General features: G+C 73.8%; 24 protein-coding genes. 15 read left to right on the forward strand and 9 right to left on the reverse strand.

Going from position 1 to position 23,947, the window contains the following annotated elements:
* Positions 1 to 78: 78 nt before the first annotated feature.
* Positions 79 to 2,877, reverse strand: coding sequence for a helix-turn-helix transcriptional regulator (locus MILUP08_RS18075; protein WP_039906205.1), 2,799 nt, complete (start codon positions 2,875 to 2,877; stop codon positions 79 to 81).
* A gap of 570 nt (positions 2,878 to 3,447) precedes the next feature.
* Between MILUP08_RS18075 and MILUP08_RS18080 the strand changes: the two genes are divergently transcribed.
* The gene (locus MILUP08_RS18080) at positions 3,448 to 4,125 is read left to right on the forward strand and encodes a hypothetical protein (RefSeq protein WP_144056954.1); all 678 of its coding nucleotides are present in this window, start codon (positions 3,448 to 3,450) and stop codon (positions 4,123 to 4,125) included.
* A 134-nt stretch (positions 4,126 to 4,259) separates the two neighbouring features.
* Here the strand turns inward: MILUP08_RS18080 and MILUP08_RS18085 are convergent, their stop codons facing one another.
* Both MILUP08_RS18085 and MILUP08_RS18090 read right to left on the reverse strand, forming a co-directional pair.
* Complete coding sequence (locus tag MILUP08_RS18085; RefSeq protein WP_007460244.1) at positions 4,260 to 4,712, reverse strand: SDR family oxidoreductase; 453 nt, start codon at positions 4,710 to 4,712, stop codon at positions 4,260 to 4,262.
* Between the two features lie 104 nt (positions 4,713 to 4,816).
* The gene (locus MILUP08_RS18090) at positions 4,817 to 6,370 is read right to left on the reverse strand and encodes an ArnT family glycosyltransferase (RefSeq protein ID WP_007460247.1); all 1,554 of its coding nucleotides are present in this window, start codon (positions 6,368 to 6,370) and stop codon (positions 4,817 to 4,819) included.
* 110 nt (positions 6,371 to 6,480) lie between these two features.
* Here MILUP08_RS18090 and MILUP08_RS18095 point away from each other — a divergent pair, with 110 nt between their 5' ends.
* Genes MILUP08_RS18095 through MILUP08_RS18105 form a run of 3 tightly spaced genes read left to right on the forward strand, consistent with a single transcriptional unit; the run spans position 6,481 to position 8,648 of the window.
* Positions 6,481 to 7,512, forward strand: a complete 1,032-nt coding sequence (locus MILUP08_RS18095) for an aldo/keto reductase (protein WP_007460248.1) — start codon at positions 6,481 to 6,483, stop codon at positions 7,510 to 7,512.
* The gene (locus MILUP08_RS18100; RefSeq protein WP_007460251.1) at positions 7,509 to 8,015 is read left to right on the forward strand and encodes a mycothiol transferase; all 507 of its coding nucleotides are present in this window, start codon (positions 7,509 to 7,511) and stop codon (positions 8,013 to 8,015) included. The genes MILUP08_RS18095 and MILUP08_RS18100 overlap by 4 nt, the downstream gene beginning before the upstream one ends.
* A gap of 45 nt (positions 8,016 to 8,060) precedes the next feature.
* Entirely contained in the window at positions 8,061 to 8,648 is a 588-nt protein-coding gene (locus tag MILUP08_RS18105) for a GNAT family N-acetyltransferase (protein WP_007460252.1), read from the forward strand.
* Positions 8,649 to 8,666: 18 nt separating this feature from the next.
* On the opposite strand, the gene MILUP08_RS18110 is transcribed toward MILUP08_RS18105, so the two are convergent.
* A complete protein-coding gene (locus MILUP08_RS18110) occupies positions 8,667 to 8,930 on the reverse strand; it encodes a hypothetical protein (RefSeq protein ID WP_007460253.1) in 264 nt (87 codons plus the stop codon).
* A 198-nt stretch (positions 8,931 to 9,128) separates the two neighbouring features.
* On the opposite strand from MILUP08_RS18110, the gene MILUP08_RS18115 reads away from it, so the two are divergent.
* The 5 genes from MILUP08_RS18115 to MILUP08_RS18135 all read left to right on the forward strand — a co-directional run bounded on the left by MILUP08_RS18115 (position 9,129) and on the right by MILUP08_RS18135 (position 11,886).
* The gene (locus MILUP08_RS18115) at positions 9,129 to 9,899 is read left to right on the forward strand and encodes a DUF5753 domain-containing protein (RefSeq protein WP_007460254.1); all 771 of its coding nucleotides are present in this window, start codon (positions 9,129 to 9,131) and stop codon (positions 9,897 to 9,899) included.
* The gene (locus tag MILUP08_RS18120; protein WP_007460255.1) at positions 9,890 to 10,081 is read left to right on the forward strand and encodes a DUF397 domain-containing protein; all 192 of its coding nucleotides are present in this window, start codon (positions 9,890 to 9,892) and stop codon (positions 10,079 to 10,081) included. Before MILUP08_RS18115 ends, MILUP08_RS18120 begins: the two co-directional genes overlap by 10 nt.
* 228 nt (positions 10,082 to 10,309) lie before the next feature.
* Positions 10,310 to 10,852, forward strand: a complete 543-nt coding sequence (locus tag MILUP08_RS18125; RefSeq protein WP_007460256.1) for a DUF2087 domain-containing protein — start codon at positions 10,310 to 10,312, stop codon at positions 10,850 to 10,852.
* Positions 10,853 to 10,862: 10 nt separating this feature from the next.
* Positions 10,863 to 11,357, forward strand: a complete 495-nt coding sequence (locus MILUP08_RS18130) for a GNAT family N-acetyltransferase (RefSeq protein WP_007460257.1) — start codon at positions 10,863 to 10,865, stop codon at positions 11,355 to 11,357.
* A 103-nt stretch (positions 11,358 to 11,460) separates the two neighbouring features.
* Positions 11,461 to 11,886: an Hsp20/alpha crystallin family protein gene (locus MILUP08_RS18135; RefSeq protein ID WP_007460258.1), complete on the forward strand. Its 426-nt coding sequence runs from the start codon at positions 11,461 to 11,463 to the stop codon at positions 11,884 to 11,886.
* Here MILUP08_RS18135 and MILUP08_RS18140 read toward each other — a convergent pair.
* Complete coding sequence (locus tag MILUP08_RS18140) at positions 11,876 to 13,009, reverse strand: helix-turn-helix transcriptional regulator (RefSeq protein WP_144056955.1); 1,134 nt, start codon at positions 13,007 to 13,009, stop codon at positions 11,876 to 11,878. The genes MILUP08_RS18135 and MILUP08_RS18140 overlap by 11 nt on opposite strands.
* Positions 13,010 to 13,104: 95 nt before the next feature.
* On the opposite strand from MILUP08_RS18140, the gene MILUP08_RS18145 reads away from it, so the two are divergent.
* Both MILUP08_RS18145 and MILUP08_RS18150 read left to right on the forward strand, forming a co-directional pair.
* Positions 13,105 to 14,103, forward strand: a complete 999-nt coding sequence (locus MILUP08_RS18145) for a tyrosine-type recombinase/integrase (RefSeq protein WP_007460260.1) — start codon at positions 13,105 to 13,107, stop codon at positions 14,101 to 14,103.
* A 29-nt stretch (positions 14,104 to 14,132) separates the two neighbouring features.
* Positions 14,133 to 14,978, forward strand: a complete 846-nt coding sequence (locus MILUP08_RS18150) for an LLM class flavin-dependent oxidoreductase (RefSeq protein WP_007460262.1) — start codon at positions 14,133 to 14,135, stop codon at positions 14,976 to 14,978.
* A 16-nt stretch (positions 14,979 to 14,994) separates the two neighbouring features.
* On the opposite strand, the gene MILUP08_RS18155 is transcribed toward MILUP08_RS18150, so the two are convergent.
* Both MILUP08_RS18155 and MILUP08_RS18160 read right to left on the reverse strand, forming a co-directional pair.
* The gene (locus tag MILUP08_RS18155) at positions 14,995 to 15,366 is read right to left on the reverse strand and encodes a VOC family protein (protein WP_007460264.1); all 372 of its coding nucleotides are present in this window, start codon (positions 15,364 to 15,366) and stop codon (positions 14,995 to 14,997) included.
* Positions 15,367 to 15,464: 98 nt separating this feature from the next.
* Positions 15,465 to 15,926 (reverse strand): winged helix-turn-helix transcriptional regulator, encoded by a 462-nt coding sequence (locus tag MILUP08_RS18160; RefSeq protein ID WP_007460267.1) that lies wholly within the window; start codon positions 15,924 to 15,926, stop codon positions 15,465 to 15,467.
* A 120-nt stretch (positions 15,927 to 16,046) separates the two neighbouring features.
* Here MILUP08_RS18160 and MILUP08_RS18165 point away from each other — a divergent pair, with 120 nt between their 5' ends.
* The gene (locus tag MILUP08_RS18165) at positions 16,047 to 16,718 is read left to right on the forward strand and encodes a DUF899 domain-containing protein (protein ID WP_007460269.1); all 672 of its coding nucleotides are present in this window, start codon (positions 16,047 to 16,049) and stop codon (positions 16,716 to 16,718) included.
* Positions 16,719 to 16,750: 32 nt separating this feature from the next.
* Here the strand turns inward: MILUP08_RS18165 and MILUP08_RS18170 are convergent, their stop codons facing one another.
* Positions 16,751 to 18,454: an acyl-CoA dehydrogenase family protein gene (locus tag MILUP08_RS18170; protein ID WP_007460270.1), complete on the reverse strand. Its 1,704-nt coding sequence runs from the start codon at positions 18,452 to 18,454 to the stop codon at positions 16,751 to 16,753.
* 127 nt (positions 18,455 to 18,581) lie between these two features.
* Between MILUP08_RS18170 and MILUP08_RS18175 the strand changes: the two genes are divergently transcribed.
* The 3 genes from MILUP08_RS18175 to MILUP08_RS18185 all read left to right on the forward strand — a co-directional run bounded on the left by MILUP08_RS18175 (position 18,582) and on the right by MILUP08_RS18185 (position 23,388).
* A complete protein-coding gene (locus MILUP08_RS18175; protein ID WP_007460271.1) occupies positions 18,582 to 19,040 on the forward strand; it encodes an Rv0361 family membrane protein in 459 nt (152 codons plus the stop codon).
* Positions 19,027 to 20,214 (forward strand): low temperature requirement protein A, encoded by a 1,188-nt coding sequence (locus tag MILUP08_RS18180; protein WP_007460272.1) that lies wholly within the window; start codon positions 19,027 to 19,029, stop codon positions 20,212 to 20,214. The genes MILUP08_RS18175 and MILUP08_RS18180 overlap by 14 nt, the downstream gene beginning before the upstream one ends.
* 93 nt (positions 20,215 to 20,307) lie before the next feature.
* The gene (locus tag MILUP08_RS18185; RefSeq protein ID WP_007460273.1) at positions 20,308 to 23,388 is read left to right on the forward strand and encodes a BTAD domain-containing putative transcriptional regulator; all 3,081 of its coding nucleotides are present in this window, start codon (positions 20,308 to 20,310) and stop codon (positions 23,386 to 23,388) included.
* On the opposite strand, the gene MILUP08_RS37135 is transcribed toward MILUP08_RS18185, so the two are convergent.
* A complete protein-coding gene (locus MILUP08_RS37135; RefSeq protein ID WP_007460275.1) occupies positions 23,376 to 23,921 on the reverse strand; it encodes a calcium-binding protein in 546 nt (181 codons plus the stop codon). The genes MILUP08_RS18185 and MILUP08_RS37135 overlap by 13 nt on opposite strands.
* Positions 23,922 to 23,947 lie beyond the last annotated feature (26 nt).

The following is a 23,947-nucleotide window of genomic DNA, read 5'->3' on the forward strand; positions in this document are numbered from 1 at the left end:
GATTCCCGCAGGCAGAAGGCGAGATATCCGACACTCGCCACGGGACGCCTATCCTTCATCTCCGTTTTATTGTGGGCATCAACCCTCAAATCGGGCTCTGCGGGTCGCAGACCCGCGATCCTCTGTCGAGGATCGGGGGTCGACGGCCCGGGACACCAGCAACGCGGCCAGCCCGGCCCGCGACGACACCCCCGTCTTGCGGAAGATGCGGGTCAGGTGAGCCTCCACCGTCTTGACTGTCACGTACACCTGGTCCGCCGCCTCGGCGTTGCTCGCACCGGCCGCCACCAGCCGGGCGATGTCCCACTCCCGCCGCGTCAGGGTCAGCTCCCCGCCCGCGGCCGCGGCCGGCAGACGGCCCGCGGCCCCGGCCGCGCGGCTCTGCTCGCCGGCCACCGAGCGTCGCAGCGGCGGGGAGTCCACCAGCTCCGCGATGCGGCGGGTCTCGGCGAGTTCGACCTCGGCCGCCGACCACTCCCGGGCCTCGCACAGAGCACGCGCCCGCACCAACCGCGCCGACGCCTCCTCCAGCCTCCACCCCAGACTCGCGAAGGAGTCCGCCGCCGCGGCGGCCAGCTCCGCGGCGCAGCGCGGATCCACCTCCAGGGTCAGCCGTGCCCGGGCGGTCCGGGTCAACGCGCTCTGCCCCCGCAGCCCCAGCCGCTCGGCGTACCCCTCCGCCACGGCCAACCAGCGCGCGGCCTCGTCGCACCGACCGGCCTTGTGGGCCATCTCGGCCAGGGCCGACGCCCAGCAGGCCCGGTTGGTCACCTCGACCTGGTCGAGACCGTCACCGCCGCAGGCGCGCAGCAACGTCGACGTGGAGCCGGCCCGGTCTCCGGCGAGGAACCGCAGGCGCACCGACACGCGCTGACTCGCCCCGTCGTACCAGTTCTCGCGGCGGGTGCTGGCGTCCAGCACGGCGGTGTCGGCCAGGTGGCGGGCCGCCGCCGGGCCGCTGCGCCACGCCACCGCGATGGCCCGGTACGCCCGCGCCAGCGCCACCATCGGGTCGATGCCCATGGCGACGGCCACCTCCTCGGCGTCCTCACCCTCGACCCGGGCCCGGTCCAGGCTGCCCAGTCGGGCGGTCACCGCGCAACGGCCGAGCAGCAGCCAGGGGGTCAGCGCCACGAGACCCGCGCGGCAGCAGATGTCCAGCGCACGATCGAAGTGGTGCAGGGCCGAGCGCTCCCGCTCGTGGAAGTACTCGGCCCAGCCCAGCAGGGCCAGCAGGTCCGGGTGGCGAGCGAGGTCGGTGTCGGCGAACGCGTCCACCTCGGACGACGCCCGGTCCAACGTCTCCTGCACCCGGATCCCACAGTCGGTGTACGCGGCCACGAACGACTGCACCACCGCCGCCGTGGTCGCACAGACCGCCGAGCCGGTCCGCTCGGCCAGCACGCTCAGACTCCGGGCGTGCTCCGCCGTGTCGGGCGCTCCACAGAGGGCGCCGGCGATGGCCGCCTCGACGGTCAGCAGGAACTGACCGTGCGGCTCCACCCGCCCGTCGCGGTGCGGCAGCAGCAGCGCGTACGCGTCGAACGGCCGGCCCAGCAACCGCTCCACCCGCGCCCGTGCGGCCACCGCCCGCAGTCGCTGGTCGCAGGTGGCGAGGGGACGGCGGGTGAGCTCCTGCAGCAGGGTGCGGGCCTGGCGCAGTTGACCCGCGCCGACAAGCGCGTCCGCCATCGCGAACTCCAGCCGCGTACGGCGTGGTTCGGTGACCTCGGCGGCGGGCAGCAGCCGCTGGACGTTCGTCAACCACCGGATCGCGTCGAGCCGGGGCACGAGACCGCTCTCCGCCGCCTCGATCAGCGCGTCGGCGGTCGCCGGTTCGGCGCACTGCCCGCTGGCCGACAGGTGTTCGGCGTACCGGCTGACCGGATGCCCCAGCTCGCGCAGTACGCGGGCCGCCGTCGCGTGCAGGCGTCGCCGCCGGCCGGGGGACAGCGACCGGTACACCACCGTGCGGTCCACCTCGTGGCGGAACCGCAGGGTCGACGCCTCGGTGGGGTCGGTCCGCAGCAGGTCGGCGGCCACCAGCGCGTCGAGCAGGTCGCTGGTGACCTCCGGGCCGCGATCGGCGAGCGCCGCGGCCAGCGCCGGCTCGAACCCGTCCGGGCGCACCGAGACGGCCTCCAGCATCTGCCGCTGCTCGTCGGTGAGCGCGTCGAGGTCGAGCTGGACCGCGCCGGTGACGTCGACGGGCAGTTCGGCGGGCAGGCCGCGCAGGGCGGCGACCGGGCCGTCCAGGGCGCCCGGGCGGTAGGCCAGGACGTAGCGGGGCACGCCGCCGGAGAGCACGTGGACCCGCTGCGCGGCGCGTCCCTCCGCCAGCCCGAGCAGCGTGGCGACGCTGGCCGGATCCAACGGTGTCAGGGTGACCGCCCGGCGGCTCAGGTGGATGCCGGCGGCGAGCGCGGTGGTCACGCGCGAGGGCATCTGCCGCGGCCGGTACGCGCTGACCCACAGCAGGCCCGGGGGTGGCGCCTGCGCGAGCCGACGCAGCAGGGCTGCCGTGTCGGGTGAGGCGGCGTGCAGGTCGTCCAGGAGCAGCAGCAGCGGCCCACCGGCGCGGACCGCCGAGGAGGGCTCGTCGGTAAGCGCGGCGATGGCCTGCCCGACCTGCTGGCCGTCGCGGCCGGCCGCGACGAGCACCGGCACCCCGGCTCGTCGGGCTCGCGCGGCGACCTCACGCAGCAGCCGCGTCTTGCCGGTGCCGGGATCACCCACGAACTCGATCATCGCGGGTTGGCCGTCGCGGACCCCGGCCAGTGCGCGGTCGAAAAGGTCGAGCGCACAGTTGCGCCCGACCAGGGGGTCGAGAGGGTCGCCCGACGGTGGCGGGGCGAACTCCTCCTCGCTGATGTTCATCGGCACCCCACGACGGACATCCGCGCGGCGCGGCCCAGCGGCGTACGCCATCGGGTCGGGCGCCTGTCGTGCGGTGCGGCGACGGCCTGACGGCCTGGTCGGACGCGGTGGTGCGGCGCGCGTTGGCCCAGTTTCAACTGCCACCCCCCAGGATCTGTCCCGTTCGGGCCTCTCGGCGTGCCCGATCCCAGCGGTGCCAATTGCCGGCGCTCGGGCGAGCGGCAGATGCAACTCTAGGTCCGCGTGCCAAGAACTGCGATGGCGGGACCGGTTGGTCCTATCGCCGAAGAGAGCAAATGTTGATGCCCATAAACCGAAATAGCGGACTTGGCTCTTGACACAGCGCACACCAGCAGTTGCGGTGAGTTCACGACAATGTGGGGTTTCCCCTACTGTCGCATCGTTCCTCGTCGCTTAATGTCGACCCCGGCGGTGCGACGCCTTCTGGGGGGACTTCGGATGACCGTTCACTATCGATCCTATCTGGACAATTCGTCAGATGCGGAGGTGATGCCGAGCGAGTCGGAACGATGGCACGCATTTCAGTGCCTTTTGCCGCCACGCCCCGCAGTGGCCGACGCGTTCCTCACCCGGGGCATCAGTCCGCTCCTGCACGGCCTTCAGACCACCGGCGAGCTGTCCGCCTGGTCGTTCACGCGGCAGTCGCCACGGGAGGTCTGTCTGCACCTGCTCGGCAGCGCGCCACGACTGCTGGCGGCGCGACTGGCGGGGCTCTGCGCGGCGGTCGGGGCGGAGGGGCCCGTGCACGTGCCGCACCTCGCCGCTCCGCCGGCGCGCGACCCGCGGCTCGTCGACGTGGCGGTCGACCTGATCGGGATGACCCCGGGACGGCAGGCCCGCCTCGGCGCCGCCGTGGACCTGGCGATGGTGGCGGCCATGCGTAGCTGCCCCGCCCTGCGTGGCGACAGCGAGCTCGTCACGTCCGAGGCCGCGCTGCCGAGCGTTCGTTGGCAGCGGATCGCCACCGCGCTCAAGACCGAACGCCACCCGTTGACCTGCTGGTCGCACCTGCTGGAGGCGTTCCGCCGCGCACCCGGCTACGAGAGCGCGATGACGTTCGACCTGGTGCACCTGTTGCACAATCAGCTCGGGCTCAGCACCCGTGACGAGCAGCGGGTGCACGCCGGCCTGATCCGTTCGCTGTCGCGGCGTCGTGCCGGGGCACGCCGGTCACCCCGCTCGCACCTGAGCGTCCCGCATCCCGGGCCGGTCCGTCCGAAGAGGTGACCGCCACTGCGGCACTGAGGTGGGTGCGGTGTTCCGGCGCCGGGGGGCGTACGCCGGAACACCGCGGATCGAGGGTCAGCGCGCCAGCCACTGCCGGTAGGACGTCGGCGCGAGCACGGCGCCCTCCTTGGCGATCAGCACGTCGCCGGGTGCGGCCGCGAACATGCCGGCGCTGTCGTCGGTGGTGACGGTGCGCGGGTCGCCGTGCGCGGCGAGGGTGATCCGGCCCAGTTCGTCGAGTGCGAACACCTCGGGGCCGGCGACGTTGCGGACGCGACGCAGGGGGGTGCCCACGGTGACTCGGCGACGGCCTGGGCCACGTCGGCGGCGGCCATCGGCTGTACGGGGGTGCGGGGCAGGCGGACGCCGTTCTCGTCGGCGGTCCAGGAGATGACCGCGTCGACGAACTCGAAGAACTGGGTGGCGCGGACGATCGAGTACGGCACCTTGCTGGCCTTGAGGAGGTCCTCCTGGAGCACCTTGGCGCGGTAGTAGGCAAGGTCGGGCGCCTGGTCGACGCCGACGATGGACAGGATCACCGCGTGGCCGACGCCCGCCCGTTCGGCGGCGGTCAGCAGGTTGTCCATGGTCGATCGCCGACCTCGCCCGCGACGTCGACGTCGACTCCGGCCCCGAGGCCCTGGCCGGCGTCAGCGCCTGGCTCACCGGTGACAGCACCGGCTGACCGCGCTCAGCCGGTGTGGCGTACCTCGGTGTCCCAGATCTGGGCCCACGGACGCCGCAGCCCCCGGCACACGAAGATCGGGCCGCCGTTCTCGTCGTTGTCCACGTCGACCCGCTGGTCCACCAGCCCGGCGGGCGCGCACTCGTCGAACCAGGCGTTCAGCGCGTCGGGGCGCTCCCAGCCGACGACGATCGCCACGTCCGCGTCGGCGGGCGGACGGCCGAAGTCGACCATGCTGTTGTGCCCGGAGTACGCCAGGGGGAGCCCACGCGCCGGCCCGTAGCGGGCGACCGCCCCGGCCTCCCCGTAGTTGCCGGTCAGGATGACCGCCCGCGCGCGTTCCTGCGGCGGCAGGCCACGATGGACGGCGGCCACCGAGTCGGCGAACGCCGGCCAGCCGATGGTCTCGCCGGCGTCGTAGTTGACGTCGACCACGAAAGCGGGCAGCCGCTCGGCCGGCAGCACCGGCAGCAGCAGCACGACGCTGGGCAGGAGGAAGAGCACGGCGCCCGCCGCGAGCACCCCCCGCCGCAGCCACACCGACCCGCGCGCCGCCCAGGCGACGGTCACCACCGCCCCGGCGGCGACGAGGACGAGCAGCAGCGGCGCGTCGTAGTAGCCCTTGCCGCCGGCGACCAGAACGATGCCGATCACGACCACCCAGGCCCAACCCACCCCGCGGTACGCCCGCCACGCCGGCCGCCGCAACAGCGCGACGAGGCCGGCGATCCAGATCGGCACGGCGTACGGGCTGATGATGAGGAACTGCAGGGTGAACGCGTCGAGGCGCCCGCTGTAGGAGCTGTCGCCGTCGGCGATGGAGGCCGCCACGCCGAGCTGCGGAAAGCCGTGCGCGGCCTGCCAGATCAGGTTCGGAGCGGCCAGCAGCACGACGATCCCGGCGGCGGCGAGCACCGCCTTGTCGCGCAGCAGCCGACGCGGCCCGGCGATCAGCACCCCGGCGAGCAGACCCACGGCGAGCAGCGCGGGCAGCAGCTTGTTGAGCATGCCCACGCCGAGCACCAGCCCGAGCGCGAGCGCCCACCGGCTGTCCCCGGTGCGCAGCAACCGCACCGCGCACCACGCCACACCGAGCCAGACCAGCAGGTCGACGGTAGTGGTGCTGAGCAGGTGCCCGCCGGCGAGCACGATGCCGGACAGCGCGGCAAGCACCGCCGCGAAGCTCTGCCCGCCCCGGCCACCGCCCAGCTCGCGGGCGATGGCGGCGACCAGCAGGACGGCGACGCCGGCCAGCAGCGCCGACGGCGTACGCAGCACCACCAGGTTGCCCGGCGCGATCGTGTCGAGCAGCCGGGCCAGCGCCGGAACGAGCGGACCCTGGTCGACGTAGCCCCAGGCCAGGTGCCGGCCGCAGAGCAGGAAGTAGAGCTCGTCGCGGTGGTAGCCGTAGCGGCCGGCGAGCAGCAGCAGCGTCACGCTCGTCGCCGCGGCCACCAGCCACGGGCCGCGCGCACGCGGACCGGGCTGCGGCGGGTGCCCCGGCTCGGGCGACGGCCCCGGCCGGTGCGGTCGATCGGTGTCGATGGCGGGCTCGCTCACCGCCCCATCATCGCGGGTGCGGCCGCCGCGCGGGTGCCCGTACGCCTGCGGGTGCGGGTGCTCTGAGCAGGTGCGAAGATCAGCTTGGTAACTCGGACCGAGAGGACGACATGCGATACCGCACTCTGGGCGCCACCGGCACGGTGGTGTCGACCCTGTGTCTGGGCACGATGACCTTCGGCGCGGAGACCGACGAGGCGGGCAGCTTCGCGCAGCTCGACCGGTTCGTCGAGGCCGGCGGCACGTTCCTCGACACCGCCGACGTCTACTCCACAGGCGTCTCCGAGGAGATCGTCGGCCGCTGGCTGCGGGCACGCCCCGACCTGCGTGACCGCCTCGTCGTCGCCACCAAGGGCCGGTTCCCGATGGGCCCGGGCGCGAACGACGCCGGCCTGTCCCGGGTGCACCTCACGCGGGCCCTGGACGCCAGCCTCCGGCGGCTGGGCGTCGAGGCCGTCGACCTGTACCAGGCGCACGCGTGGGATCCGCTCACCCCGCTGCCGGAGACCCTGCGCTTCTTCGACGACGCGGTGCGCGCCGGCAAGATCCGCTACGCGGGGGTCAGCAACTTCACCGGTTGGCAGTTGCAGAAGGCGGCCCTGCTCACCCAGCATCTCAACCTCACCCCGATCGTGACCCTCCAGCCGCAGTACAACCTGCTGGCCCGGGAGATCGAGTTCGAGCTGGTGCCGGTCTGCGAGAACGAGGGCATCGGCATCCTGCCGTGGTCGCCGCTGGGCGGAGGCTGGCTGACCGGCAAGTACCAGCGCGACACCGCGCCCACCGGCGCCACCCGGCTCGGCGAGAACCCGCAGCGTGGCGTCGAGGCGTACGCGGGCCGCAACGCCGAGGAGCGCACCTGGCGGGTGCTCGACGCGGTCGGCCAGATCGCCCGGGACCGTGGCGTGTCCATGTCGGCGGTGTCGCTGGCCTGGTTGGCGGCCCGACCGGCGGTCACCTCGGTGATCCTCGGCGCGCGGACCACCGAGCAGCTCGACGACAACCTGACCGCCGCCGACCTGGTTCTCGACGCCGAGCAGATGCGGCTGCTGGACGAGGCGAGCGCCCCGCTGGTGGGCGACTACCCGTACGGCGGCGCCGGTGTGCGCCAGCGTGGCCGCGACCTGCCGACCGGGTCATGACGTCGTTCCCCGAGCCCACCAACCCGGCCGGCAGCCGCTCCGAGGTGTTCCTGCGCTACCTCGACTACTTCCGGGAGTCCGCGGTGGCCAAGGTGTCGGCGCTTGCGGAGCCGGAGTTGCGGCAGAGCCGCCTGCCGTCCGGGTGGACCCCGTTGGAGCTGCTCACGCACCTGCGCCACGTCGAGCTGCGCTGGATCGAGTGGGGTTTCCAGGGCCGGGCGGTCGCCGAGCCGTGGGGCGACCGCCGCGACGACCGCTGGTACGTCGCTCCCGACGAGACCCGCTCCGACCTGGTGGCGGCGCTGCGCGCGCAGGGTGCGCACACCACCGCCGTGGTGTCGGCGCACGACCTGGCGGAGATCGGCGCGCCGGGCCCGCGGTGGAACGACGCGGACCCGGCGTCGCTGGAGAGAGTGCTGTTCCACCTCGTCCAGGAGTACGCCCGCCACGTCGGCCACCTCGACGTGGTCGCCGAACTCGCCGGCGGCCCGACCGGCGAGTGAGGCCGGCGGGCATCGCCGGGCCGCTCGGCCGAGCAGAATGGCGGGATGCCGCTGCTCGTCACGCCTGCCCTGCCCGCCGGGATTCTCGGCACCCGCGAGCAACCCCACCTTCCGGTACGCCCCGGGCTGACGCTGCGGCCGTGGCACGACGGGGACGCTCCGGTCGTGCGGGCGGCGTTCGACTGTCCGGCGATCCAGCGCTGGCACGCGCTCCGGTTGGACGACGAAGCCGAGGCCAGGGCGTGGACGGCGCAGTGGGTCGGCCGTTGGCGCGCCGAGACGGCCGCCAGCTGGGCGATCGTCGACGACGATGACCGACCGGTCGGTCAGGTGGGGCTGCGGCAGGTGTCGCTTGTCGAGGCGTCGGCGGACGTGTCGTACTGGGTGCTGCCCGCCGCGCGTGGCAGGGGGATCGCCGCCGCGGCGCTGCGGGCGCTGACCCGGTGGAGCTTCGCGGCGGGGTTGCACCGGCTGGCCGTGGAGCACTCGACCGGCAACGCGGCGTCGTGCCGGGTGGCTACACGTTCGGGCTTCACCCCGGAGGGTGTGGTGCGGGGTTCGGTGCGCCACGCCGACGGCTGGCACGACATGCACCTGCACGCACGGCTGCGCACCGATGAGGCCGTCCGGTAGCCGTGACCCCACACCTGCTCAGCGAGTCTGCGCCCAGCCGACGAAGCGCGGGGTCAGGTCGGGCAGCGCCACACCGGGGTTGAGCGCGGCGAGGTCGGCCTCGGCCTGCTTCTGGACCGTCGCCAGGTACGTCAACAGACCCGGGCGATCCTCGCGATACTCGCCGAGCAGACGCAGCTTCGCGGTCGAGCAGGGCCAGAGGATGCCGCAGACCGGGCAGCGCCACGACGGGCGCAAGGGGGAGTGCGTCGACTTCCTGGCCCTTCCTTCGGTGTGTGGCACGGGTTCTCCTCCTGGGTCGGCTGCTGGAAGCGGGGCCGCTTCTGGTCGCGGAAGCGGCCCCGCCACGAACGCGTCCGCCGGGTTCGGATCCCTGCCGGCCGCGCCGTCTATACCGCACTTTCCCGGGAGTCTCTGGACAAGCACACAGCGTTACGTAATCTCCTTGGCGCAGCCCTTTTGCTCCCAGGAAGGAACGGCATGAACCACGCCTTTGTCGCAGCGCTCGCCGAGGCGGGTCACACGGCCGAGAGCCTCGCCGACCGGATCGGCGTGCACCCGAAGACCGTTGCCCGGTGGGCGAATCCGGGCCACGTGCCCCAGAGCCGGCACCGCGCGAGCGTCGCCGAGCTGCTGGCGCGCGACGCCGAGGCACTGTGGCCGGACGCCCTTCGTCGCCGCGAACCGGTGTGGTTCCGACCCTGGGTCGACATCGAACGCGAGGCGGTCACGCTGCGGTCGTTCGAGCTGGCGTGGGTGCCGGGGCTACTTCAGACCGAGGCGTACGCCCGGGCGACCCTGGCCGGCGGCGTGCTGACGCCGGACGCGGTCGACGAGTTCACCGCGGCGCGGATCGGCCGGCAGGCGATTCTCGACCGGGACGCCGACGGGCCGCTGCTCATCGCCCTGCTCGACGAGGGGGTGCTGCGCCGGCGCGTCGGCGACGACCGCGCGCTGATGGCGGCGCAGCTCACGCGCCTGCTCGACCACGTGGAGACGGACACCGTGCAGCTCCAGATCGTGCCGGCGGATGCGCCCAGCTACCCCGGGCTCGACGGGCCGTTCACTATCGCCGACCTGCCGGACGGCTCGCGTGTCGCGCACGTCGACAGTGCCGCGCAGGCGCAGATCCTCGATGCGCCATCGGAGCTTGTTAGCCTGGAACGGCGGTGGGAGCGGATTCGCGGCGAGGCGCTGCCCCGGGGACGTTCCTTGGACCTTCTCAGAGAAGCGGCGGCATCATGGACCTGACCGGGGCGCGGTGGCGCAAGAGCACGAAGAGCGGCGGCAACGGCGGCAACTGCGTCGAGGTCGCCGACAACCTCCCGGGCATGGTCCTCGTCCGGGACACGAAAGATCGCGACGGCGCGACGCTCACGTTCAGCCCGCAGGCGTGGCGAAGCTTCGTCGGCATGGCCCGCGACGCCCGCTGACCGTCCACATCGCGCGCACCGCGCCGAGGGGCACCCGCTGCTCGGCGCGGTGACGCCGATCGAACGGCGGTTGCTGTCCGACCTGCTGCGTCGCGTGCTCCTTGTCAGCGCGCAACCGGTCGACGCACCGTAGACCTGCCACCGAGCGGGCGCATCGGGCCGGGCTGAGCGCGTACACCGGGAAAATCGCGTGGCGGCTCGCGTACCCCCGGTGCGAGGGTGACCGGCATGACTGCCCATGCTCTGGCCGGGGCCCTGGCCGACGACGGACGGCGACGGATCTTCGCGGCGATCGTGCTGGGGTCGACAAGCGCGGCCGAGGTCGCCCAGCGGTCCGGCCTACCGACGCGGGCCGTGCTCACCGGGCTGCGCCGGCTGGCCGACGCGGGCCTCGTCGCCGGCGCGGACGGCGCGCTCACCGTCGACGAGGCGTCGCTGCGGGCGGCGGCGCGCGACGGCCGCCCGGCCGACGACGCCGAGCCGGCCGACGATCCCGTGCTGCGCACGTTCCTACGCGCGGGCGTCCTGGTGGGACTGCCGGCGCAGCGGGGCCGGCGGCGGGTGCTGCTCGCGCACATCGCGCAACGCTCGTTCGAGCCGGGGACGCGCTATCCCGAGCGGGCCGTCGACGACGCGCTCAAGCCGTGGTGCGCCGCCGGCGGGTCTGACCACGCCACCCTGCGCCGCTACCTCGTCGACGAACGGCTGCTCAGCCGCGAGCACGGCGTGTACCAGCGGGTCGCGGAGGAAAAGCCGTTGACCGGGCACTGATGATCGACAGGTGACCACCACCGTTCGGCCCGCCTGGGTGACCGCCACCGTCCGTCCCGACCATCCCGACGCGACCGAGCTGCTGCGCGAGTACATGACCGAGATGGTGGTGCGCTACCACGGCCGTCCGGCCCGACCGGGCGAGGTCGACGAGGCGCTGGCCGAGATGCCCAGCGACGACCTGGTGTACCCCGGGGGTCTGCTCCTGCTCGCCCACCGCGACGGGGTCCTGGCCGGCTGCGCCGGACTGCGGTGGCATCCCGACTGGGCCGAGCTGACCCGCGTGTTCGTCCGCCCCGCGCATCGGGGCACGGGTGGGGGCGCCGCCCTGCTGGCCGCCGTCGAGCAGCGGGCGCGGGCGGCCGGAGCGGACCGCATCCGCCTCGACACCCGCGCCGACCTGGTCGAGGCCCGCGCCCTGTACGCGCGGCACGGCTACGCCGAGATCCCGGCGTACTCCCAGGGCCCGTACGCCGAGCACTGGTTCGAGAAACGGCTGAGCTGACCGCTTGACGGCGGTCTGGACGCGCGGTAAATAAGAAGCAGGAAGTTGAGTCACCGCGACTCAACTCATCACCTTCGGCCAGGAGAACCGAGGAGGCACAGCGATGTTGATGCGTACCGACCCGTTCCGCGAGATGGACCGGCTCGCCGAGCAGTTCTTCGGTACGGCAGCCCGTCCCGCGATGATGCACCTGGACGCCTACCGCGACGGGGACCACTTCTACGCGGCGTTCGACCTGCCGGGCGTCGACCCGGACACCATCGACTGCACCGTCGAGCGCAACGTCCTCACCGTCCGCGCCGAACGCCGCCGGCCCACCGGCGACGGCGTCGAACTGGTCGCCGCCGAACGCCCGATGGGCACGTTCACCAGGCGACTGTTCCTGGGTGACACCCTGGACACCGACAACCTGGAAGCCGGCTACGAGAACGGGGTGCTGACGCTGCGCATCCCCGTGGCCGAGCGGGCCAAGCCCCGCCGGGTGACCATCAGCGCCAACGGCGGCGGACGCCGGCAGATCAACGCCTGATCGCGACGACGGCCTCGACGGCCGGCACCTCGGTGCCGGCCGTCGGCGTTTCCAGCGCCGCGACGCCGGAGTGCGGCTCCCAAGGCGGCGCCGCGACGCCGGGTTGCGGTCCTGCGGGCGGCGGCGTGCCGGCGGGTTGCGGCTCTGACGGCGGTGGGTAGAGCGCGGCGAGGGCGTGGGCGGTGCTGGCGATCCGCTCCCGCAGCTCGGGCGGGGCGAGCACCTCCACCTGTGCGCCGAGCTTGAGCAGTTCGACACAGCCGTGCCGGATCGACTCGATCGGCACGGTCGTCGTGACCCAGCCGTCCGTGTCCGGCGCGTCGGCGCGATCCTGCGCCGCCCGGCTCATCGCCGGCGGAAAAAGGTAGGTCGTCTGCGCCAGCGCCGCCACGGTCATCCGCACCCGGGCCTCGGCGCGATACACCCCCTGCTCGTAGCGGGCGGCGTGCTCCTGCCAGCAGTCCGCCAGGTCGAACGCGGCCGGCCGCTCGGCGGGCTCGTCGAGCACCGTGAGGTCCAGGATCGCGCCCACCCGGTAGGTGCGCACCTGCCCGGAGGCGGCGGCGACCAGGTACCAGCGGCCGGCCTTGAGCACCACCCCGAGCGGGTCGAGGGTCCGGGTCACCTCCCGGGGCGCCTGCCACCGCCGGTAGCGCACGCTGATCCGACGGTCCTCCCACACCGCCGTCGCCAACGCGGCCAGGTGTGGTGTCGGCTCGGGTTCGCGAAACCAGCTCGGCGCGTCCAGGTGGAACCGTTGCCGGATCCGGGCGCCCCGGTCGGCGAGGTCCGTCGGCAGCGCGGCGCGCAGCTTCAGCTCCGCCGTGGCCAGCACCGAGCCCAGGCCCAGCTCGGCGGCCGGGCCGGGCATGCCCGCCAGGAACAACGCCTCGGCCTCACCGGCGGTCAGGCCGGTGAGCCGGGTGCGGTAGCCGTCGAGCAGGCGGTAACCACCGGCCGGGCCGCGCTCGGCGTACACGGGCACACCGGCGGCCCCCAGCGACTCCACGTCGCGGTACACCGTGCGAACCGACACCTCCAGGGCGTCGGCCAGTTCGGCGGCGGTCATCCGCCCCCGGGCCTGCAGGAGCAGCAGCAGGGAGACCAGCCGGCTGGCACGCACCGTGCGACCGTAGCCGACACCGTCCGCGCCGCCGCACGGGGCGGCGTCGGCGCGCCTGCGTGGCAATCCCATCCGCTGCTGAGAACCTTTTTCACATGGTGTCCTCCGACGCTCCCGTGCTCACCCGCCCCACCGCCCGACCGGCCCTGCCGAGCGGGCCGGTCGACGTCACCGAGGCGTGGCTGCGTAACCGTCGGTTGTCCGACCACACCCGCGACGCCTACCGCCGCGACGTCACCGCGTGGCTCGGCTGGTGCGCCGGCCGCGACCTGGACCCGCTACGGGCCACCTTCCTGCACGTCAACGAGTACGCCCGCGCGCTGGAGTCCACACTCGTCGCCCGCAGCGGCCGACCGTTGACCCCGGCGACCGTGGCACGTCGGCTGTCGGCGCTGTCCAGCTGGTACGACTTCCTCGTCAAGCTCGGCGGCGTACCGGCCAACCCGGTCTCCGGCGCGGACCGGCCCCGCGTCGACCGGGACCACTCCGCCACCGTCGGGCTCACCCCGGAGGAGGTGGACGCGCTGCTCAGCGCCGCCGACGCGGAGACCGGCCCGACGGCGGCCCGCAACCGGGCGGCCATCGCGCTCCTGGCCGACCTGGGCCTGCGGGTCGGGGAGCTGGTCTCGCTGAACCTGACCGATCTCGGCACCGAACGGGGGCACCGCAGCGTGCGCTTCGTCGGCAAGGGCGGCAAGCAGCGTCGCCGCGCCCTCACCCCGGGCACCGCGTACGCGGTGGACGCGTACCTGGCCCAGCGGGCCGCCACCGCCGGCGTGCCGGTGACACACCTGACCGGGCCCCTGCTGGTCACCGCCAGCGGCGCCCGGCTCGACCGGCACTCGGTGTTCCGGATGGTCCGCCGACTCGCCCGGGCCGCCGGCATCCCGGCCTGGGCGCGGCTGTCCCCGCACTCGCTGCGACACGCGTTCGCCACCACCGCCCGCTCCGAGGGTGTTCCCCTCGAAGACGTGCAGGACGCCATGGGCCACGCCGATCCGCGGACCACCCGCCGCTACGACCGGGACCGGCACAACCTCGACCGCGACCCGGCGTACGCGGTGTGGGCCGCCCGGTCCCGTCGCCGCGGCTGACTGTCCGACCCCCGGCCTACGGTCGGCGGATGAGACACGGTCTGGAGATCCCCTGCGGCGGCGGCGCCGTCGCGGTGTCCACCCTGGTCGAGCTGGGTGAGCTGGCCGAGAGCGCCGGCTGGGACGGGGTGTTCCTGGAGGATTACGTCATCCACTACTCCGGCGACGACCCGTTCACCTACGACCCGTGGTTGGTGCTCACCGCGATCGCCGGGCGCACCGACCGGGTGCGGCTGGGCACCACTGTCACCGCGCTGCCCCGCCGCCGCCCCGCGAAGCTGGCCCGCGAGGTGCTGACCCTCGACCACCTGAGCGCGGGCCGGGCCACCGTGGCGGTCGGTGTCGGCGACCCCGGCGACCGGGGCCTGGCCGCGTTCGGCGAGCCGACCGAGGTGGCAGTGCGCGCCGCGATGCTCGACGAGGGTCTCGACCTGCTGACCGGCCTGCTCGCTGGTGAGCGGGTCGACCATCGCGGCACCCACTACCGGGCCGAGAAGGTGGCGCTGCGGCCACCTCCCGTGCAGTCGCCCCGGGTGCCGGTCTGGGTCGGCGGCAGCACCCAGGCCGGGGCGGTGCGCCGCCGCGCGGCCCGTGCCGACGGCATCGTGCCGTACAAGCTCACCGACACCGACGGCTGGGCGGACTTCACCCCCGACGAGGTCCGCGACCTGGTCGCGGCCCTGCCCCCGACCCGGGCCGACGGCCAGCCGTTCGACGTGGCGATCGGCGGGCGACGCCGCCGCCCGGACGAGCGCGCCGAACGGGCCTACCACCGTGAGCTGGCCGCCGCCGGGGCCACCTGGTGGCTGGAGTACGTGCCGGTGGGCGACCCGGCGGCGATGCGCGCCGCGGTGGCCCGCGGCCCGCTGCGCTGAACGTCGCTGCCGCGGGTCAGCCCTGCGGGCGCGGGCAGAGGCAGAACGGCTGCCCGATCGGGTCGAGGAGGACCACCCACCTGTCGCCGCCGGGTTGGAACTCCGGTTTCGACGCTCCGGCGGCGACGAACTCCTTCTCGGCCACGGCCAGGTCGTCGACGTAGAGGTCGAGGTGGTAGCGCTTCTGTCCGGCCGGGTCCGGCCAGGCCGGCGGCTGGTAGCCCTCCACCAGGCCGAAGCCGATGGACGCGCCACCGCCGCTGATCATCGCGTACTCGGCTTCGCTGTGGGTGATCTCCCAGCCCAGCGCCCGGTGGTAGAAGGCGGCGTGTGCGGCAGGGTCGGAGCTGTCCAGGTTGACCATCGCGAGGTCGGCGGTTGCTGTCATGCGGGCAGTCTGCGCCGACGTACCTGCCAACCAGTGTCAGGTACGTCGGTCTTTCTCGACACCGGCGGCGCCACTCTTGAGGTCGACCGATCTGATCGTCACGGTGTCGCGTCGGCGCCAGGCCCCGGCAGCAGCTCGATGTCCGTAGCTCGCATGGGTTGTTCGCATTCGGAGCACCGCAGTTCCACATGGCTTGTCCGGCCGCAGGCGTGGTGGCGGTAGAGCACCGGCGGGCCGGCCTCGCCTGCCGTCCATCGGTCACCCCACCGCACCATGACGAGCAGTAGATCGCACAGTTCCATGCCCTTGTCGGTGAGGACGTATTCGTGACGGACCGGTCGGGTGGAGTATTCACGCCGGACCAGGACGCCCTGTTCCACAAGCCAGTTCAGCCGCTCGGCAAGCACCTTGCGGGACACGCCGAGGCCTCGCTGAAGCTGCTCGAAGCGGTGCGTGCCGGCGTAGACGTCTCGCAGGATCAGCGGAGACCACGGCTCGCCGATGACGTCCAGGGTGCGGGCGATCGAGCATGCCATGGCGCTGAACTGCGTTCGCTGCATGACACCACGATACCCAAGATGGTTCCTTCAAGAAACGGACTCTGCTAGCGTCACATTGGTCCGTTCCTTTAGGGAACGGGCGGCTGACGCTCCTCCGCCCCTACCTGCGAAAGAGGCCGCATGAACCACCCACCAATCGTGTCGACCGAGGACTGGCAGGACGCACTGAGCACCTTGCGCGTCCGCGAAAAGGCACTCACCCGCCAACTCGACGCGCTGGCCGCGGCGCGGCGCCGGTTGCCGATGACGCCTGTCGAGCAGGACTACGTCTTCGAGGGCCCCGACGGGCCCGCCAGTCTGACCGACCTGTTCCACGGCCGACGTCAGCTCATCGTGTACACGTTCATGTGGCACGGCGCCGACCACATCTGCTCCGGCTGCTCGCTGTTCACCGACAACGTCGGACACCCGGCCCACCTCAACGCCCGGGACGTCACCCTGGCATTGACGTCCCGCGGCCCACTGGACGACCTGCTGGCGCTGCGGCGACGAATGGGCTGGGACCTGCCGTGGTACTCGTCGCTGAACAACAGCTTCAACACCGACATGGGGGCCGGTGACGGGTTCGCGCTCAACGTCTTCCTCCGCGCCGATGACCGCATCTTCCACACGTACTCCACCACGGCCCGCGGCGTGGAACGGCTCGGCAGTAACTGGACCTTCCTCGACCTGACGCCGTACGGCCGACAGGAGACCTGGGAAGACTCGCCAGAGGGTTGGCCGCAGACCCAGCCCTACCAATGGTGGCGGCTGCACGACGAGTACGAGATGTCGGAGGATCTGTCACGGTGAGCCCGGCCGTCACCCGTGCTCGTGCCGACCGGTCAGCAGAGCAGGTCCAGGTGGTGGTGGGCGTCCTCGGCGATGTCCTCGTGCCGCAGCCACCGTCGCGCCCACAGCCGGGCGGCCAGCTCCGCCTGCTCGTCACCCCATGCCGCGTGCTCCACGAGCAGCGCGGCGGTCAGCGCGTACGCCAGGCGTAGCGCCAGGCCGCGGGCGCCCGCGAGCACCGCCGCCGCGCCCGGGTCGGCCGTCACCGCGGCGATGGTGTCGTTCAACTGCGCGGCGGCGGTGGCCAGGGTGTCGGCCAGCGCGGGCGACAGCGGCCGGGCCAGGTCGACGGCGGCGGCGAGCCGGTTCAGCAGTGGCGCTCCGGCGTCCTCCCGGGTCAGCGCGCGCAGCACGTCCAGGGCCAGCACGTTTGTGGTGCCCTCCCAGATCGGCAGCACCTGCGCGTCGCGCAGCAGGCGGGGCACGCCGGTGTCCTCCACGTAGCCGGCGCCGCCGAAGCTCTCCACGTACTCGCTGGCGGAGCTGACGGCGAGCCGCCCGGTGGCCAGCTTCGCCAGCGGCGCCACGATGCGCAGCTCCGCCGCGGCCTCCGGGTCGGCGCCGACCTCGACCCGCCCGAGCAGCGCGAACGCGTGCCCCGCGAGGGCGAAGGCGCCCGCCGCGTCGACCGCGAGGGTGCCCAGCGTGGCGCGGTGCAACGGCGACGACGCCAACGCGCCACCCGCCACGTGCCGCGCGTCGGCGTACGCGCGGGCGTAGGCGAGCCCACGTCGCATTCCCCCGGCCGCGGCGGCGGCGTTGTGCACCCGGGTCACCACGACCAGGGTCATCGCCCGGACCAGGCCGGGCACCGTCGGGTCGCCCAGCGGCACCGCGTACGCGTCGCGCAGGCCGATCTCGGCGGTCGGCAGCGCCCGGGTGCCGAGCTTGTCCTTGAGCCGGTGCACGATGACACCGGGAGCGGGCGCGTCCGGCGCCGCGCCGCTGGCCAGCGGGGAGTCGACCGCATAGCGGGGAACGAGGAACGGGGCGAGCACCCGACTGCCCCGCCCAGCGCCCTCGGGGCGGGCCAGCGCCACCGCCATCGCGGCGTCGGCGGCGGAGCAGAACCACTTCTCCCCGGTCAGTCGCCACGAACCGTCGGCGGCGGGACGGCCGACGGTGCCGGAGCGGCCCAGGTCGGAGCCGCCCTGCGACTCGGTCATCCACTGCCCGCTGGTGATCGCCGTGGTCGGGTCGGTGGAGGTCAGCCGGGGCAGCCACGCGTCGCGCACATCGGCGTCGACGTCGGGGAGGCTGAGCAGCGCCGCCGCACCGTCGGCCATCGCCACCGGGCAGGAGAACGTCGCCGACTCCGGCCCGTACAGGTGCAGCAGCGCGTGTTGCACGACCCGCGCGGCGGCGCCCCAGGTGCCGCGCGCGTCGGGCAGGTAGGGCAGCGCGACCACGGCGTGGCGGGCGGCGGCGGCGCGCTGCGCCTGCCAGCCGGCGGACGTCTCGATGCGGTCGATCCGGGCGCCCCACGGGTCGTAGCGGACAAGCGTCGGCGGGTGCGCCTCGGCGTCGGCGTGCGCCGCGCGCAGCGGCCCGGTGACGTCGGCGGCCAGGTCGGCGAGGCGACCCTTGGCGGCCGCGTGTCCGGCCGGGCCGAGGTGACGCTCCAGCCAGGACCGCAGCAGGGCGTCACCGGTGTACGGGTCGGCGGGGGGTGGTACCGGCTGCACGAAGCGGCTCATCGATCGACTCCCTGGCGGTGCGGGGGGATGTGCGCCGACGGTAGACGATGCGTGGCCGAGGCGAAAAGGGGCCCAGTTTCCGGCTTGTCACGCCTGGGTGCGACGGTCTTCTCTACGGTCGGTAGTCGTGGGTGCCGGCCAGTCGTGGAGCCGACCGGCCCGGCGGCACCGCCCGATGCGCACCGGGCTGGCCTTCGCCGGGTTCGGCATGGCGCTGTGCTGCGTCGGGGTGGCCGGGCTGGGGGCGTGGAACCTGCAGACGGTGCGGCAGGCCGCCGGCCCGATCCGGGAGACCGCCGACGGTTTCCTCAGCGAGGTGACTCTCGGCGACAGCGACCAGGCGTACGAGCGGCTCTGCGCGGACGCGCGCACCCGGTGGAGCGCGATCGGCTTCACCAGTTGGGTGCGGACGCCACCGATGGTGACCGACTACGAGATCACCGACGTGTCGGTGTCCACCAAGGGCGGGCGTCCGCGCGGCACGGTGACCGTGAAGGTGACCCGCGACGGCGGCATCAGCGAGGAACGCCGTCTGCCGGTGGTCCGTGAGGACGGCGACTGGCGGGTGTGCGGTGACCCGTTCTGACCCTCCGGCCGGCGAACCAGCGCACCCCGGGTGGCTGCGGAAGCGGCAGGGGGTCGAGCCGACCACCTCCACCGAACTCTTCTTCGACCTGGTGTTCATCTTCACGGTCACCCAGTTGTCGCACTACCTGATCGCGCACCCCGACTGGCGCGGCGCCGCACGTACCGCTGTGCTGCTGGCGCTGGTCTGGTTCGTCTGGATCTACACCACCTGGCTGACCAACTGGCTGCACCCGGACCGGGGTCCGGTACGGGCGATGCTGCTCGGCGTGGCCCTGGGCAGCCTGCTGCTGTCGGCGGCGATCCCGCAGGCGTTCGCCGGCACCGGCCTGCTCTTCGCGGTGGTCTACGTGACCGTCCAGGTGGGCCGCACCGCGTTCTCGTTGTGGGCCGTGCAGGGCACACCGTGGCTCGTCGACGGCTTCCAGAAGTCGCTGCCGTGGATAGCCGGGACGTCGGTGCTCGTGGTGGTCGGTGGCCTGGTCGGCGGGGCCGTCCGGGAGGCGGTATGGGCGACGGCGGTCGTGCTGGACGTGGTGGGCCTGTTGATCGGCTACCCGCTGCCCGGGCGGGGACGGAGCCGCCCCGAGCGGTGGATGGTGGAGGGTGGGCATCTGGCCGAGCGGTGCGGGGCGTTCGTGCTCATCGCGTTGGGCGAGTCGATCCTGGTCACCGGCACGACCCTCACGTCGCACGTCAACCGGGTGACGTCCGGGGCGTTCCTGCTGGCGTTCGCCGGGTCGGTGGCGCTGTGGTGGGTGTATTTCGCCCGCTCGGCCCGGGCCGCGACGGAGGTCATCGCCCGCGCCGGCCAACGCACCGGCGCGTTGAGCCGGGTGGCGTTCAACTACCTGCACCCGGTGATCGTCGCGGGAGTCATCGTGACCTCGGCGGGCGACGAGCAACTCCTGCGTGAGCCCGGCGCCCCCGCCACCATGGCCGCCGCGCTGTTCACCCTGGGCGGCCCGGCGCTGTTCCTCGCCGGACACGCGGCCTACCAGGCGGTGCTGTGGCGGACCGTGCCGACCAGCCGGATCGTCGCGGTGGTGGTGCTGCTGGCGCTGGTGCCGATCGGTGTGTGGCTCGGGGCGACCGTCGCGGCCTGCGCCGCCGCGGCGGTGGCGGTGACCGTCGGGGTCATCGTCGCCGACCGGGTCCGGATCGGGCCTGCCTGATCCGTCCGCTCGCACCGTCGGTTGTGGGACAGCGTTACCCCGGGTGACCCGCCGGTTGGTTAGCGTGGGTCACCGGCCTGCGGAGGCGACACCATGGCAACCGAGCAGCAGCGGTGGCTGATGCTGGTGGCTGCCGCCGGTTACGGCAAGACCACCGCCCTGGAGGCCGCCGGCGGGGACGGACCGACGGTCTGCCACCGGGCGCTCGACCTGCTCGACGCGGCCGCGCGCACCGAGAACCCGCCGCCGGGCCGGGTCCTGGTGGACGAGGTGTCCGCGCTCGCCGCACCCGACCAACTGGCCCTCGTCCGTCTGTTGACGGCCCTGCCGGGCCGCCCGGCGGTGACGCTGGCCGCCCGCCACCCGCTGGCCGACGAGGCACTGAGCGCCATCGCCGTACCCGTCGTCGACCGTGGTCCCGCGACCCTTGCCCTCGGCCGCGACGCGGTCGCCCGCGTCCTGCGCGACGAGCACGCCGTGGCGGACAGCGACCTGGCCTACCTGGTGTACGAGCTGACCGCCGGTTGGCCCGCGTGGGTCCACCTGGCCGGCGACGCTCTCGGCCGCCAGGGTGTCGGCCGCCGGGACCTGCTCGCGGCCCTGACCGAACCCGGCACCGCCGGTGGCCGCTTCGCCCGCGACGAGGTCCTCGCCGACCTACCCCCGCACGTCACGCGGCTCCTGCGTCGTGCCCACGACCTCGACCCGATCAGCGCGCCGCTGTGCGAGGCCGTCGACACTCGTCCGACACCCGGTGCCACCGCCGACGCGCTGCGCTGGTCGACAAGCACCGGACTGCTGGTCGCCCACCCCCGTCGGCGCACCGGCCGAACGCCACAGACGTTCCAACTGGTACGGGTGCTCGCGACCGTGCTGGCCCAGCAGACGGGCCCGCCGGACGCCGGAGGCCGTCGCCGACTACGCGCCGCCGCCGACTGGTATCTCGCCACCGCGTACCCGCTGGCGGCGGCTCGCGCCCTGCTGGACGCCGACGAGCCGGGCCGCTGCGCCGACCTGATCGCGAGCCAGGGCGGGGAGATGCTCGCCCACGGCGGAGCACCCGAGGTCACCGACCTGGTCAGCGCTCTGCCGCAGGCCGCGCAGAGCCCCGACATCCGGCTGATCCTCGGTGACGCGCTGCGCATGTCCGGTGCGGTGACCCGGGCGTCGAGGGTCTTCACCGCGCTGCTCGCGCAGGCCGAACGGGACCGTCGCTGGCCGTCGCGTCTGCTGTGGCGAGCGGCGATGGTGCCGTACCTGCGCGCGGACTACCCGGGCGCGCTCGCCGTGCTCGACCTGGCCGACACGCCCCCGACGGTCATCCCGAGCGACCCCGACGACGTGCTGCTGCTGGCCTGCCGCGCCAGCACCCTCGCCCAGCTCGGCCGGGTCGAGGACGCGGTCACCACCGGCGCCCACGCGCTCGCCGCCGCCCACCGGGTGAACGAGGACGGGCCCCTTGCGGCGGCGCACATCGCGGCCGCGCTGATGTCGTCCGGCACCCGCCGCGACGCGCACCTCGCCGACGCCCTGGCGGCGGCCGAACGCGCCGGTGACCTGGTCCAGCAGGCCCGGGTCCTGGTCAACCAGGCGCACTGCCTGCTGCGCGAGGCCCGCTACCCGCCGGCACTGGGCGCCGCCGTGCGGGCGGTGCGCGCCGCGGAGCTCGCCGGTCCGCCGGGAGTGCTGGTGACCGCCCTGCACAACGCGGGTGAGGCGTTGGTGCGGCTGGGGCGCTATGACGAGGCGGCACTGCACTTCACCCGGTCCAAGCTCGTCTCCCAGCGGTTGGGGCTGAACCGCGCGGCGGCCGGGGTCTACGGGACGGCCGAGGTCAATCGGCGCCTCGGCCGGCGCGAGGAGGCGATGGCGGCCTTCACCGAGGCGGTGGAGCTGGCCCGCGACGTGGGCGACCTGCAGGTGCTCATCCCCGCGTTGACCGGCCTGGCCCGGCTGCGGTGCGAGGGCCGGGGCGCCGACCTCGCGGCGGCCCGCGCCGCCGCCGACGAGGCGCACCGCCTGGCCCCGGCGTTCCTGCTCCCGTCCGCTCTGGTGGCGGTGGGCTGGGTGGCGTACGCCGGGGGTGATCTGGAGTCGGCCCGGCTCCGGGCGGCCGAAGCGGTGGGTGCGGCCCGCGCCGGCCGGCAGTCCGACGCGCTGGCCGAGGCGTTGGAGCTGACCGCCGCCGTCGCCGCCGAACCCGCCGCGAGCCGGGACGCGTTGCGGGAGGCCGGCGAGATCTGGCGCACGGCGGGCGCGTGTCCCGCCGCCGAGCAGACAGTCGTCCTGCTGGGCCGGATCCCGGGCGCCGACGGCTCGCAGCGCTCGGCGGCACGGTTGGCGGCCAACCGGTTGCTGGCGCTGGGAGTCGAGACGGTCGACGGTCGACAGCTGGCCCCGCCCTCCGGCGCCGGCGGCACCGTCGAGGTGCGGGTGCTCGGCGGGTTCGAGGTCGTCGTCGGCGGGCGGGAGGTCCCGCTGCCGGCGTGGCGGTCCCGCCAGGCCCGTACGCTGCTGAAGATCCTCGTCGCCCGCCGTGGCCGCGCGGTGGGGCGGGCGGAGCTGTCTGAGCTGCTGTGGCCCGACGACGAGCCGCGGCGCACCGCGCACCGCCTGTCGGTGCTGCTCTCCGCCGTGCGCGCGGTCCTCGACCCGTCCCGGCTGTGGCCGGCCGACAGGTACGTCCGCGCCGACCTGACTGGCGTACGCCTCGACCTGACCCGGGTGAGCGTCGACGCGGAGACTCTGCTCGCCGACGCCCCGCGGGCGGAACGGCTCGCTCGCGACGGTGACCCGGGTCGGGCGCGCGAGATGCTGGCCGAGGTGGACGCCACCTACCGGGGCGACGCCTTCGCCGACGAACCGTACGAGGACTGGGCCGACGGGCTGCGGGAACAGGCCCGCGCGGTGTGGCTGCGGGCGTTGCGCGACCTCGCCCGGCTGTATCGGCGCGACGGTGCTGCCGATCGTGCCGCCACCACTCTGGTCCGGTTGCTCGACGCGGACCCCTACGACGAGTGGGCGCACCGCACCCTGGTCGAAGCGCTTGTCGGCGCCGGCCGACACGGCGAGGCACGGCGGGCGTTCGACAGGTGGGCGGGGGCGATGCGTGCGATCGACGCACCGCCCCCGGAGCCGGCCGTGTTGCGGGGGCGGACAGCTCAGCAGCTGTAGAGGTTCTCGTCGCCCGCGCCGGTGTCGATGTAGTAGTAGAAGATCACGGCGCTGTCGGGCTCGTCGTCCTCCGCGCAGGTGTCCACTCCGGGACCACCGTCGAGGGTGTCACCGTCGGTGACGACGCCCCAGATGGGGACGCCGGCCTCACCGATCAGCAGGTCCGCGCCGTTCGCGCCGGAGAGGTAGTCGTCGCCGTCGAGTCCGGCCAGCACGTCGTCGCCCGGGCCGCCGACGAGCGTGTCACCGCAGCCGTTGCCGAACAGGATGTCGTCGCCGGTGCCGCCGAGGATCGTGTCGACGCCGCCGCCGCCGTAGATCTCGTCGTCGCCGCCCAGTCCGTAGATCTCGTCCGGACCGCTTCCTCCGTACAGGATGTCGTCGCCCGCGGTGCCCATGATCGGATCACCGTCGGTGGTGGCGCACGGATCCGCTCCCGGATCGGCCTGCGCCACGGCGCCACCGGCGACGGCCAGACCGCCGCTGAGCAGAAGCGCGGCCAGCACGGCCGCCACCGACGCTCGGATACGCATGATGGAACCTCCTGTTCGTGGGCCCG

This window comes from Micromonospora lupini str. Lupac 08 (assembly GCF_000297395.2).
GTDB lineage: Bacteria > Actinomycetota > Actinomycetes > Mycobacteriales > Micromonosporaceae > Micromonospora > Micromonospora lupini.

What these genes read in the sequence shown, in the direction of transcription:
- MILUP08_RS18095 (WP_007460248.1), top strand. Translation starts at nt 6,481, where the DNA reads ATGCGATACCGCACTCTGGGCGCCACCGGCACGGTGGTGTCGACCCTG.
- MILUP08_RS37135 (WP_007460275.1), bottom strand. Translation starts at nt 23,921, where the DNA reads ATGCGTATCCGAGCGTCGGTGGCGGCCGTGCTGGCCGCGCTTCTGCTC.
- MILUP08_RS18075 (WP_039906205.1), bottom strand. Translation starts at nt 2,877, where the DNA reads ATGAACATCAGCGAGGAGGAGTTCGCCCCGCCACCGTCGGGCGACCCT.
- MILUP08_RS18120 (WP_007460255.1), top strand. Translation starts at nt 9,890, where the DNA reads ATGGACCTGACCGGGGCGCGGTGGCGCAAGAGCACGAAGAGCGGCGGC.
- MILUP08_RS18125 (WP_007460256.1), top strand. Translation starts at nt 10,310, where the DNA reads ATGACTGCCCATGCTCTGGCCGGGGCCCTGGCCGACGACGGACGGCGA.
- MILUP08_RS18115 (WP_007460254.1), top strand. Translation starts at nt 9,129, where the DNA reads ATGAACCACGCCTTTGTCGCAGCGCTCGCCGAGGCGGGTCACACGGCC.
- MILUP08_RS18100 (WP_007460251.1), top strand. Translation starts at nt 7,509, where the DNA reads ATGACGTCGTTCCCCGAGCCCACCAACCCGGCCGGCAGCCGCTCCGAG.
- MILUP08_RS18145 (WP_007460260.1), top strand. Translation starts at nt 13,105, where the DNA reads ATGGTGTCCTCCGACGCTCCCGTGCTCACCCGCCCCACCGCCCGACCG.
- MILUP08_RS18160 (WP_007460267.1), bottom strand. Translation starts at nt 15,926, where the DNA reads ATGCAGCGAACGCAGTTCAGCGCCATGGCATGCTCGATCGCCCGCACC.
- MILUP08_RS18085 (WP_007460244.1), bottom strand. Translation starts at nt 4,712, where the DNA reads ATGGACAACCTGCTGACCGCCGCCGAACGGGCGGGCGTCGGCCACGCG.
- MILUP08_RS18165 (WP_007460269.1), top strand. Translation starts at nt 16,047, where the DNA reads ATGAACCACCCACCAATCGTGTCGACCGAGGACTGGCAGGACGCACTG.
- MILUP08_RS18155 (WP_007460264.1), bottom strand. Translation starts at nt 15,366, where the DNA reads ATGACAGCAACCGCCGACCTCGCGATGGTCAACCTGGACAGCTCCGAC.
- MILUP08_RS18135 (WP_007460258.1), top strand. Translation starts at nt 11,461, where the DNA reads ATGTTGATGCGTACCGACCCGTTCCGCGAGATGGACCGGCTCGCCGAG.
- MILUP08_RS18170 (WP_007460270.1), bottom strand. Translation starts at nt 18,454, where the DNA reads ATGAGCCGCTTCGTGCAGCCGGTACCACCCCCCGCCGACCCGTACACC.
- MILUP08_RS18185 (WP_007460273.1), top strand. Translation starts at nt 20,308, where the DNA reads ATGGCAACCGAGCAGCAGCGGTGGCTGATGCTGGTGGCTGCCGCCGGT.
- MILUP08_RS18150 (WP_007460262.1), top strand. Translation starts at nt 14,133, where the DNA reads ATGAGACACGGTCTGGAGATCCCCTGCGGCGGCGGCGCCGTCGCGGTG.
- MILUP08_RS18105 (WP_007460252.1), top strand. Translation starts at nt 8,061, where the DNA reads ATGCCGCTGCTCGTCACGCCTGCCCTGCCCGCCGGGATTCTCGGCACC.